12 protein-coding genes are annotated in these 9,553 nt (G+C 46.3%); 11 read left to right on the plus strand and 1 reads right to left on the minus strand.

Annotation, left to right across the window (positions count from 1 at the left end):
* The first annotated feature begins 65 nt into the window (after nt 1-65).
* From spoIIIAA to ACESON_RS14370, 11 genes are all read left to right on the plus strand, one after another.
* The gene (spoIIIAA, locus tag ACESON_RS14320; RefSeq protein WP_373110583.1) at nt 66-1,082 is read left to right on the plus strand and encodes a stage III sporulation protein AA; all 1,017 of its coding nucleotides are present in this window, start codon (nt 66-68) and stop codon (nt 1,080-1,082) included.
* A gap of 6 nt (nt 1,083-1,088) precedes the next feature.
* Nucleotides 1,089-1,613: a stage III sporulation protein AB gene (locus ACESON_RS14325; protein WP_373110585.1), complete on the plus strand. Its 525-nt coding sequence runs from the start codon at nt 1,089-1,091 to the stop codon at nt 1,611-1,613.
* 16 nt (nt 1,614-1,629) lie between these two features.
* Nucleotides 1,630-1,824 carry a stage III sporulation protein AC gene (gene spoIIIAC, locus ACESON_RS14330; protein ID WP_177959029.1) on the plus strand — a complete coding sequence of 65 codons (195 nt, stop codon included), beginning with the start codon at nt 1,630-1,632 and terminating at the stop codon, nt 1,822-1,824.
* A 10-nt stretch (nt 1,825-1,834) separates the two neighbouring features.
* On the plus strand, nt 1,835-2,221 hold the full coding sequence (locus tag ACESON_RS14335; protein WP_373110587.1) for a SpoIIIAC/SpoIIIAD family protein: 387 nt from the start codon (nt 1,835-1,837) through the stop codon (nt 2,219-2,221).
* Nucleotides 2,218-3,411, plus strand: coding sequence for a stage III sporulation protein AE (locus ACESON_RS14340; RefSeq protein WP_373110589.1), 1,194 nt, complete (start codon nt 2,218-2,220; stop codon nt 3,409-3,411). Before ACESON_RS14335 ends, ACESON_RS14340 begins: the two co-directional genes overlap by 4 nt.
* A gap of 79 nt (nt 3,412-3,490) precedes the next feature.
* A complete protein-coding gene (locus tag ACESON_RS14345; protein WP_177959032.1) occupies nt 3,491-4,207 on the plus strand; it encodes a stage III sporulation protein AF in 717 nt (238 codons plus the stop codon).
* Nucleotides 4,176-4,862, plus strand: a complete 687-nt coding sequence (locus ACESON_RS14350; RefSeq protein ID WP_373110591.1) for a stage III sporulation protein AG — start codon at nt 4,176-4,178, stop codon at nt 4,860-4,862. The genes ACESON_RS14345 and ACESON_RS14350 overlap by 32 nt, the downstream gene beginning before the upstream one ends.
* Nucleotides 4,863-4,929: 67 nt before the next feature.
* Entirely contained in the window at nt 4,930-5,754 is an 825-nt protein-coding gene (locus ACESON_RS14355; RefSeq protein ID WP_373110593.1) for a SpoIIIAH-like family protein, read from the plus strand.
* 82 nt (nt 5,755-5,836) lie between these two features.
* The gene (locus ACESON_RS14360) at nt 5,837-6,223 is read left to right on the plus strand and encodes an Asp23/Gls24 family envelope stress response protein (RefSeq protein ID WP_177959034.1); all 387 of its coding nucleotides are present in this window, start codon (nt 5,837-5,839) and stop codon (nt 6,221-6,223) included.
* A gap of 286 nt (nt 6,224-6,509) precedes the next feature.
* Entirely contained in the window at nt 6,510-7,952 is a 1,443-nt protein-coding gene (locus tag ACESON_RS14365; protein WP_373110605.1) for a sodium:proton antiporter, read from the plus strand.
* A 15-nt stretch (nt 7,953-7,967) separates the two neighbouring features.
* Nucleotides 7,968-8,996, plus strand: a complete 1,029-nt coding sequence (locus tag ACESON_RS14370; RefSeq protein ID WP_373110595.1) for a cytidylate kinase-like family protein — start codon at nt 7,968-7,970, stop codon at nt 8,994-8,996.
* A gap of 60 nt (nt 8,997-9,056) precedes the next feature.
* Here the strand turns inward: ACESON_RS14370 and ACESON_RS14375 are convergent, their stop codons facing one another.
* Nucleotides 9,057-9,440 carry a helix-turn-helix domain-containing protein gene (locus tag ACESON_RS14375; protein ID WP_373110597.1) on the minus strand — a complete coding sequence of 128 codons (384 nt, stop codon included), beginning with the start codon at nt 9,438-9,440 and terminating at the stop codon, nt 9,057-9,059.
* Between the last annotated feature and the right edge of the window lie 113 nt (nt 9,441-9,553).

Here is a 9,553-nt window from a genome sequence, read left to right on the forward strand (position 1 = left end):
AGGCGGAGAAGCGCGCGAGCGAGCTTCTTTCTATCTGAGATATTACTGTATGGGGAGGGGTGATTTTGGAACAGCGGGAAGAGATTATTCGTATATTTTCTAAAGATATCAGAAGTATTCTAAAGCAGGCAGAGGTGGATTTCGGACAGGTACAGGAAGTCCGGCTTCGGATTCAGTCTCCACTTCTTATCATCTGCAGCAATCAGGAGTATTATCTTACAACAGAAGGAAAGAAAACAGAGGCTACAGCGGAAAACAGGAAACGGGCTTATGAGGTAACCAGGGCAGATTTAAAGGAAACCCTGGAGTATGTCAGCAGCTACTCTTTGTATGCCTTTGAAGAGGAGCTTCGCCAGGGATATCTGACGATTCAGGGGGGACACCGTGTTGGCGTAGCAGGAAAAACCATTGTAGAGGGAAAGGGAATACGAGGTATGAAATTTATTTCCTGCATGAACGTGCGTCTCTCCCATCAGATCAGAGGTTGCGCGGATCTGGTTATGCCCTGTATATACCGGGATGGACAGCTGGAAAATGTTCTCATTGTATCGCCTCCCAGGTGCGGGAAAACAACACTGCTGCGGGATCTGATCCGGCAGGTGTCAGATGGATGGAGGGCAGCTGGAGATAGAGAAGGCAGCAGGTGGATGCAGCCGATGACCGTTGGCGTAGTGGATGAGCGTTCTGAGATTGGCGCCTGTTTTCAGGGAGTTCCCCAGAATGATCTGGGAAGCCGTACCGATATTCTGGACTGCTGTCCGAAGGCTCAGGGAATGATGATGCTGATTCGCAGTATGTCACCGCAGGTAGTTGCTGTGGACGAGATCGGAAGCAGAGAGGATTTGGAGGCGCTGGAATATGTGATGAACTGCGGATGCCGGGTGATGGCGACTGTTCACGGAACATCCCTGGCGGATGTGCGGACGAAGCCCGTTCTTGGAAAAATGGTAGAGGAGAGCTGGTTTGACCGTTATATTCTTTTGGGAAGCCAGGGAAGGGCGGGACATGTGGAAAGCATTTGTGACAGCAGGGGAAATGTGTTGTATAAAAAGAACAGCGGGGAAGCGGGAAGGGAGATATGATCGGGGATGCAGATATGGATGCAGGCAGCAGGGGCGGTATGTATTGTATCCGGCGCTTCCGGGTTTGGATTCTGGATGGCGGGAGAATACAGAAGGCGCCTGGAACAGCTTTTGCAGCTGAGACAGATGATTTATATGCTGAAGGGACAGATTCTTTATGCCAATGCACCGCTTTCTGAGGCGCTGGAGGCTGTGGGAAAGCGGTTTGAGAAAGGCCTATCCGGATTATTTACCGGGGCAGCCGGAAAAATTGAACAGCAGGGAGGAGAGACCTTCTGCCAGATCTGGGAGGAGGAGGTAGGGAAGATTTCAGGCATGGCTCTGACAAAGCAGGACAGGCAGTATCTGGCTGAGCTGGGAAAGCATCTGGGATATCTGGATCGTGATATGCAGGAGAGGACGCTGCTTCTGTATCTGGAACAGCTGGATGTGCAGATTCAGCTGCTGAGAGAGCACAGGCAGGAACGGTGCCGCCTGTATTCCAGCTTGGGAATTATGAGCGGCCTGTTTCTGACGATACTGCTGATCTGAGGAAAAGGAGAGGACCATGGGGGTTAATCTGATTTTTAAAATTGCTGCAGTAGGAATCCTTGTTTCTGTGATTTGCCAGGTCCTGAAGCACAGCGGGAGGGAGGAGCAGGCCTTTTTAACCAGTCTGGCAGGTCTGCTTTTGGTACTGTTCTGGATGGTGCCTTATATTTATGAGCTGTTTGAAACCATTAAAAATCTGTTTGCATTGTAAGGGACGCGGTATGTCAATTGTGATAATTGGAATTGTCGGAATTACATCTGTTCTTCTGGCAGTTCAGCTGAAGGGAACAAAAAGTGAGTATGGAATTTATCTGGTCATGGCAGCAGGCTGTTTTATGTTTTTTTATGGCGCCGCCCGTCTGGAAAGCATTGTGGAAGGAATGAGACGCCTGCAGGATTATGTAAAAATCAGACCAGTGTTTTTAAATACTCTGGTGAAAATGACAGGCATTACTTATATTACAGAGTTTTCCTCCGGTATCTGCCGGGATGCCGGATATGGAGCGGTAGGTACGCAGATTGAGATTTTTGGGAAACTGTCAATTCTTGCGGTCAGTATGCCTGTGGTTCTTGCCCTTATGGAAACTCTGCAGGGATTTTTGGGATGAGGGGGAGAAGGAGACTGATTCTGATTTTGGCAGTGTCTGCGGTTCTCATAGGATCCGGGAGGGAGAAGGTATGGGGACAAAGCCGAGAGGAGCCTTTATGGGAGAAAGGCGATGGGCAGTCTATATGGGAAATGGAAGAAGGAGGCTTGGATTGGAGTGAGCTGGAACAATTCCTGAAGGAAGAGGCGGCAGGAACCGGAAAAGAGCTTTCCTTTACGGAGCTGGTACAGGCTCTCATAGAAGGAAGAGGAAAGGATGCAGGGCGGATGATCCTGGACGGTCTGAGGGAGAGCTTTCTGGGCGAGATGGAAAATGGCGGCGCTATGGCAGTCCAGCTTTTGACGCTGGGACTTCTGGGGGCAGTTTTTTCCGGATTTTCAGAGATTTTTTCCGGAGATCAGATGTCGGAAGCCGGATTTTTTGTGATCTATCTGATGACATTCACTGTGATGGCGGCTTTTTTTCTGGAAAGTGCAGATACGGCCGTTCAGGTGTTGGAAAAACAGATCCTGTTTATGAAGGCACTGATGCCGTCTTATTTTGCAGCTGTAGTATGGGCAGGAGCTGCGGCAGCCTCCGTGGCCTGGTATGAGCTGGTTTTATTTTTGATTAGTATGGTGCAGGGAATGTACGTCCGTCTGGTTCTTCCTCTGATTCAGATATATGTGATGCTTGTTCTGGTGGGAAATGTGATGAAAGAAGACATGCTTTCCAAAATGACGGAGCTTTTGAAAACGGGAATTTTCTGGGGACTTCGCTGGCTTTTAGGTCTGGTTGCCGGTTTTCATCTGGTACAGGGGATGGTGCTCCCCTATGCAGACGCAATAAAAACCTCAGGGATGGAAAAACTCCTGCAGGCGATTCCCGGAATCGGAGCAGGAGCGGGAGCTGTGACAAAGCTGGTTTTAGGCTCCGGGGTTCTGATTAAGAATACCATGGGAGCAGCGGCAGTGGTGATCCTGGTACTTCTTAGTCTTGCGCCTCTGGTAAAGCTGTGGTTTTTTTTCATGCTTTACCGGATTGTGGCAGCCATTCTGGAACCGGTAGCTGATAAACGCCTGGTGGGATGCATCAGCGGCGTGGCAGAGGGGCAGAAAATGCTTCTTCACGCGGCAGTGTCGGGACTGGTTTTATTTGCTATTACCATTGCTTTGATTTGTGTGGGAACCAATGCTGCATATCTGGCATAGGAGAAACTCGCGAGCAAGCTTCTTTTTTTAGCAAAGAAAAAGGGCAGGCCGCAGAAAATCTGGAAAAGAGGAGGATGGAATGAAGGAATTATATCAGTGGATCCAGAATCTGACTGGATTTTTCCTTTTTCTGTCAGTAGCCGAACGTCTTCTTCCTGGAAAACAGTATGGGAAGTATCTTCGTCTGTTTTCAGGAATGGTTCTGGTTTTTATTGTGCTGCATCCATTCACAGAGGGGCTGCATCTGGAGGATACCATTGCCGGATATTATGAGAGCTTTCTTTTTCAGGAGCAGGCGGAGGATTTGAAGCAGAATATGATTGGGATGGAAAAACAGAGGCTTTCCAGTGTGATCCGCCGGTATGAGGAGGCTGTTGAGGAAGATGTGATTCAGTTAGCAGAGGAAATGGGAATCCAGGCAGCACAATGTAGTGTAACCATAGAGGCCAGAGAGGACAATCCAGCATTTGGTACCATCTGCTCGATCCGTCTGATTGTGAAAGAGAAGGAAGGAGCAGAGGCGCAGAAGCCTTTAGCAGGAGAACAGGAAGAAGAAAAAACAACAGAAGCTGTGGAACCTGTAAGACCGGTAATGCCGGTGGAAGTGAAGGTGACGGGGCGTACAGAGGTGAGGGAGCTGGAGGAACCTCAAAAGACAGAAAAAACGGAGCCGGTGTTATCCGGGAAAATTCTGGGGGAAATGGGACAGAAGGAGAAACAGCTGAGGGAGAAGTTGGAGGCTTATTATCATCTGGAGGAAAGCAATGTGGAAATTCAAATGGCCCCAGGGGCGTGAACCATGGCTGTTTTTGGTGGCAGCCGGTGTGATTTTATGTATTCTGGCTTTTCCTGCAGGACAGAGGAAATCCTTATCTGAGAAAGGAAGAGGGAGTGTGTTAGATAGGACGGAGAACTCGGATAGCGGGAGGGCAGAACTGGAAGCCGGAAGAACTCAGAAAAATTACAGGAGAGGAGAAAGCTCTTATCTGAATGGATCGGAAGAAGGAAAGTCGGATACCTTCTGGGAGGCTGCTTCAGGACAAAGTGGAGCAGCTACCTATGAACAGCTTCTGGAGCAGAGAGTACGCTCTATCCTGAAAAATGTTGAAGGGGTAGGGGAACTGGAGGTGATGATTGTGCTAAAGGCTTCATCGGAAAAAATTATTCATGTAGATGAAAATGGCTCCCGTTCCTTTACAGAGGAGAAGGACAGCGGAGGCGGCACCAGAAAATTAGAAAGCCGGGAACAGGAAAGCACTACGGTTCTGGTTTCTGGAAACAGCCAGAACCAGCCCATTGTGGAAAAAGAACTGTATCCGGAAATTTCAGGTATTATTATCAGCGCTGAGGGGGGAGGAAGTCCTTCTGTAAAAGCGGAGATTGCTTCTGCAATGGAGGCGCTATTCGGACTTCCGGCACATAAAATTAAGGTGTTAAAAAGAAATCCGTAGGTGCATAAATTTCCGTGGAACGCATAGGATAAAGTATGAATGCGGGTGGAATAAAGGAGTGCAGGGTATGAAATTCAAGAAGGCAGAAAAGCATTTGAAGGATGTGAATATGAAAAAGCTGTTTCGAAGAAATCAGATCATAATTACTACTCTGGCGATTATGATTGCGGCAGCAGGATATTTGAATTATGCGGGCAAGCAGGAGCTGGAGGCTGGAGCAGAAGGGGGAATCCTTCCGGCGGGAGTTCTGGAGATTTCAGACGAGGATATTCTGGCAGAGAATCAGGCAGCAGGATATCAGTTCTCTGGCGAAATAGAGGAGGCGCAGCCACAGAATGAAGAAAACAGCATACAGACAGGAGCAGAGCTATCAGCTTCATCAGATGTGGAAAATCCACCAGCGCTGGCTGATGGGGGAGAACAGGCAAAACAGTTAGAACCGGCAGGAACACAGCTTGCAGAAATAGACAGCTGGGATGAGGAAACAGGAATGGAGAATCCCGGAGAGGCAGTTTTGACCAGCGGTCTGACGGTATCGGACTACATAGCGGGCGTGCAGCTGAACAGAGAGCAGATTCGGGCAAAAAATAGAGAAACATTGAACAATATTATTAATAATACCAATATAGAGGAGGCTGCCAAGCAGGAGGCCATTCAGAATATGATCGCCATGACAGCAGTGGCGGAAAAGGAAAATGCGGCAGAGACACTTCTACAGGCAAAGGGCTTTTTGGATCCGGTAGTCAGTCTGACGAATGGAAAGGTTGACGTTGTGATCAATGCGGCCAGCATTACAGATCAGCAGAGAGCTCAGATTGAGGACATTGTGAAGCGAAAGACGGAGGTGGGGGCAGAAAATATTGTCATTACCCTGTTGAATCTGGAAGACTGACGGGAAATACCCCTTTGCAAATCGGACGGGATTTGTTATACTGTAAGCAGCAGTGAATCTGAATGATACAGGAGGGATTACCGTGGCAGAACAGGAAACAAGAAATACCCATAAGGTATATGAAAATGATACAATTGGAGAAGTACGGATTGCAGATGAGGTCGTTGCGATTATTGCAGGATTGGCGGCAACAGAGGTAGACGGAGTGGATTCCATGGCCGGAAATATTACCAATGAGCTTGTTGGAAAGCTGGGCATGAAGATTCTGTCAAAGGGTGTGAAGGTTGATGTAACAGAAGAGCATGTATCTGTGGATCTGTCTCTGAATATTAAGTATGGCTATAACATTCCGGAAGTAAGCGAAAGAGTACAAGAGCGGGTAAAATCTGCGATTGAAAATATGACAGGTCTTACGGTTCTGGATGTGAATGTGAAGATTGCCGGAGTCAATATGGCAGAAGACAAATAATAAAAAGCAGCCGGCAGTTCTCCATGAGAAGAAATATGGATGGATTGCGGTACAAGAAGCACAGGAAAAAAGAACAGGGAGCATATCCGTTTCTGCAAGAAACGGATATGCTCCCTGTTCTTTTTTTAAAATACCTGTTATAAAAATATCATTTGTTGATTTTTTGTTACAAAGTGCTATAATGCGTTTTCGTGAAACATGCAATAGCCGGGAACAGCAGAAAAGACAGCTGTTTCCGGCTGCTGGAAATAAATAGTAGAAGGAAGACAGGATGATGAAGACATTTATGAAGAAAATTCTTTTGCTTTTGGGAAGTGCAGCCGTATTTTGCGCCGGAATGCCGTTTCAGGTTCTGGCAGCAGAAGCAGGAAGTGAAGCGGCAGGGGCAGTTCCGCTTGCTTTGTGTATTCCCTTTGTAGGACTTTTGCTGTGTATTGCAGTGCTTCCGCTGGTTAAAGCAGAGTGGTGGGAAAAACACCAGATTCATGCAGTGGTGCTCTGGTCTCTTTTGTTTATCGTTCCCTTTGCAGTCAGATATGGCTCCGGGACAGCGCTGGAAACGGTGTTGGAATGTCTGGTGGGTGATTATCTAACCTTTATTGTACTGCTGTTCGGGCTGTTCTGTGTGTCCGGAAATATTGGAATGGAAGGGGATTTGGCCGGTTCCCCCAGAATCAATGTGGGACTTCTGATGCTGGGAACCTGTCTGTCTAGCTGGATTGGGACAACTGGAGCAAGCATGCTTATGGTTCGTCCAGTAATTAAAATGAATTATTGGAGAAGACGGAAAAGTCATATTATGATTTTTTTCATTTTTCTGATTTCCAACATTGGAGGATGTCTTTCTCCGATTGGAGATCCGCCGTTGCTGATGGGATTTATGCGAGGGGTTCCCTTCTTCTGGAGCCTGCATCTGATGCCGGTTATGGCTTTGAATGTTGCAGTGCTTCTGTTTGTTTTTTACTGGCTGGATCGGCGTGCTTACCGAAAGGACATTGCAGAAGGATGCAAGCCAGATATCAGCAAGCCGGGAACAGAGATCAGGATACTGGGACTCCACAATCTTATTTTCCTGGTTATGATTGTGGCAGCTGTTATATTAAGCGGAGTTTTGCCGGGAATGGCAGCATTTCAGAATGAGGCAGGACAGGTGAGAGGGATACGGCTGTACGGAGAAGTAAAGCTGTCCTATCCGGCGCTGATTGAGATTGCAATGATCCTTTTTGCTGCATGGCTGTCCTTTAAGACAACAAATTCAGAAATTCGGAGAAAAAACCATTTTACCTGGGGTGCAATTCAGGAGGTGGCTGTTTTATTTATCGGTATTTTTATTACCATGCAGCCTGCTCTGATGATTTTGAAAGCAAAAGGTGCAGAGCTTGGAATTACAGAGCCGTATCAGATGTTCTGGGTAACAGGTGCGCTGTCAAGTTTCTTGGATAATACACCGACTTATCTGGTATTTTTGACAACAGCAGGTTCTCTGGGATTTTCCAGCGGAATTGCAACAACCCTTGGACAGGTGCCGGTGGCTATGCTGGAAGCGATTTCCTGCGGTGCAGTATTTATGGGAGCGAATACCTATATTGGAAATGCCCCTAACTTTATGGTAAAATCCATTTCAGATGAGAATGGTATCTGCATGCCGTCATTCTTTGGTTATATGCTCTGGTCACTCATCTTTTTAGTACCTGTATTCCTGATGGATATGCTGGTATTTTTCTTATAGGAAAGGAGCGGAAACATGGAATATACACAGGAAATGCTTCGGGAACTGGCGGAGCGCATTTATGATTTGGATGCGGAGGTCTATGCACAGTTGGGTTCTTCTCTGGGGCGGGTGTTCAGTCGAGACAGAGAAGGGTGTGTCCGTGACATGGTAGAACTGATGAGTTCGAGAAAGCAGGGACATCAGCTGCGCAGTGAATTGGCCCTGATCAGCAATATGGCAAGAACGATTCAGGATAAAGAACTGCGCCGGATGATTATGTCTGAATATGACAGGATCCTTCAGAAAGTGATCTCTTTACCCACCAGCTTTGGCGAGGGAGATGTGGTGGATCAGAATCTGGCAAGCTTAAATGCTTTCAATTTGAAAAATAGATTTAAAGGCAGCGATAAGCTGATTATCTGTATTGGAAGAACCTATGGAAGCGGAGGAAATGAGATAGGATTTACTCTGGCGGATGCTCTGAAAATTAATTTTTATGATGCAGAAATATTTTCTGCAGTGTTGAAACGTCTGGAAGCAGAAAAGGACATAGTAGAGGACCAGGCCGGATATCGTTTTGGACCTGAGCAAAAGGAGATGGATCAGGCTTTTTCTAAGCCAGGAAAAAGAACTGCCCGCGAGTGTATGCGAGAGTTCAGCCGATATCATGGCTTGTCCAAGCGGGATGCTGTTTTTTTTAATCAGAGCGATTTGATTTGTGATATGGCAAAAAAAGAAAGCTTTATTGTTATGGGGCGGTGTGCTGATGTGATTTTAACAAACAATCGAATCCCACATATCAGTATCTTTATTACGGCGCCTTTTGAGCAGCGTCTGCACCGAATTATGGAGATAAACAAACTGGATGAAAAAAAAGCCAGACGGCTGTTAAAGCGAGTAGATCGACAGCATATGCAATATTACAGGTTTTATACGGGCCGCAAATGGGGAAATGCGGTGAATTACGATCTGTGTGTCAATAGTGCAGCCTACGGTATCGATGGGTCTGTGGAATTTATTACGAGAATGCTTGAGGGAGGAAAATCGGTTAAAAAAGATTAAAAAGATATATTAAAAAAGATGATTGACGACTTTAATTGTTAAAGCTGCCAATCATCTTTTTTATTTTGTCATGGAACTGCTTCGGGCATATTTTCCTGGTGAGATACCATTTAGCCGGGTGAAAACCTTGATAAAATGAGCATAGTCTTGAAATCCGCATTCATAACAGGCGTTTGTTATAGAATGTCCCTGCTTTAAAAGAGTCTGAGAATATTGGATACGTCTGGCAATAATGTAGTTCCAGAGCGAGATACCAGTATAATCTTTAAATACATGGCTAAGTCTGGAACGGCTGATATTTAAATAATCTGCAATGGCTTGCACAGAAATATCGTTTGTGAGGTTTTCGCTGATATAGGATAAAGCATCTTTAATAAGAGCAGGCGAAATATCTGGAAGGTTGATTTGATTGTCTGATTGTATAGTGGTGTTAATCAGTACCATCAGGAGTGATAAATAGGAGTGGACTCGAATATCGGCTGAGACCGTTTCAAGTTTTGTGTAAACTCAAAAAACTGATATAAGATATGTCATTAGTTATTCTGGGCAGAGCCGAT

The sequence above is a fragment of the Lachnoclostridium sp. Marseille-P6806 genome, from assembly GCF_964238185.1.
Lineage (GTDB): Bacteria > Bacillota > Clostridia > Lachnospirales > Lachnospiraceae > Brotaphodocola.

What these genes read in the sequence shown, in the direction of transcription:
- ACESON_RS14325 (WP_373110585.1), top strand. Translation starts at nt 1,089, where the DNA reads ATGCAGATATGGATGCAGGCAGCAGGGGCGGTATGTATTGTATCCGGC.
- spoIIIAC (WP_177959029.1), top strand. Translation starts at nt 1,630, where the DNA reads ATGGGGGTTAATCTGATTTTTAAAATTGCTGCAGTAGGAATCCTTGTT.
- ACESON_RS14335 (WP_373110587.1), top strand. Translation starts at nt 1,835, where the DNA reads ATGTCAATTGTGATAATTGGAATTGTCGGAATTACATCTGTTCTTCTG.
- ACESON_RS14340 (WP_373110589.1), top strand. Translation starts at nt 2,218, where the DNA reads ATGAGGGGGAGAAGGAGACTGATTCTGATTTTGGCAGTGTCTGCGGTT.
- ACESON_RS14345 (WP_177959032.1), top strand. Translation starts at nt 3,491, where the DNA reads ATGAAGGAATTATATCAGTGGATCCAGAATCTGACTGGATTTTTCCTT.
- ACESON_RS14350 (WP_373110591.1), top strand. Translation starts at nt 4,176, where the DNA reads ATGTGGAAATTCAAATGGCCCCAGGGGCGTGAACCATGGCTGTTTTTG.
- ACESON_RS14355 (WP_373110593.1), top strand. Translation starts at nt 4,930, where the DNA reads ATGAAATTCAAGAAGGCAGAAAAGCATTTGAAGGATGTGAATATGAAA.
- ACESON_RS14365 (WP_373110605.1), top strand. Translation starts at nt 6,510, where the DNA reads ATGAAGAAAATTCTTTTGCTTTTGGGAAGTGCAGCCGTATTTTGCGCC.
- ACESON_RS14370 (WP_373110595.1), top strand. Translation starts at nt 7,968, where the DNA reads ATGGAATATACACAGGAAATGCTTCGGGAACTGGCGGAGCGCATTTAT.
- ACESON_RS14375 (WP_373110597.1), bottom strand. Translation starts at nt 9,440, where the DNA reads ATGGTACTGATTAACACCACTATACAATCAGACAATCAAATCAACCTT.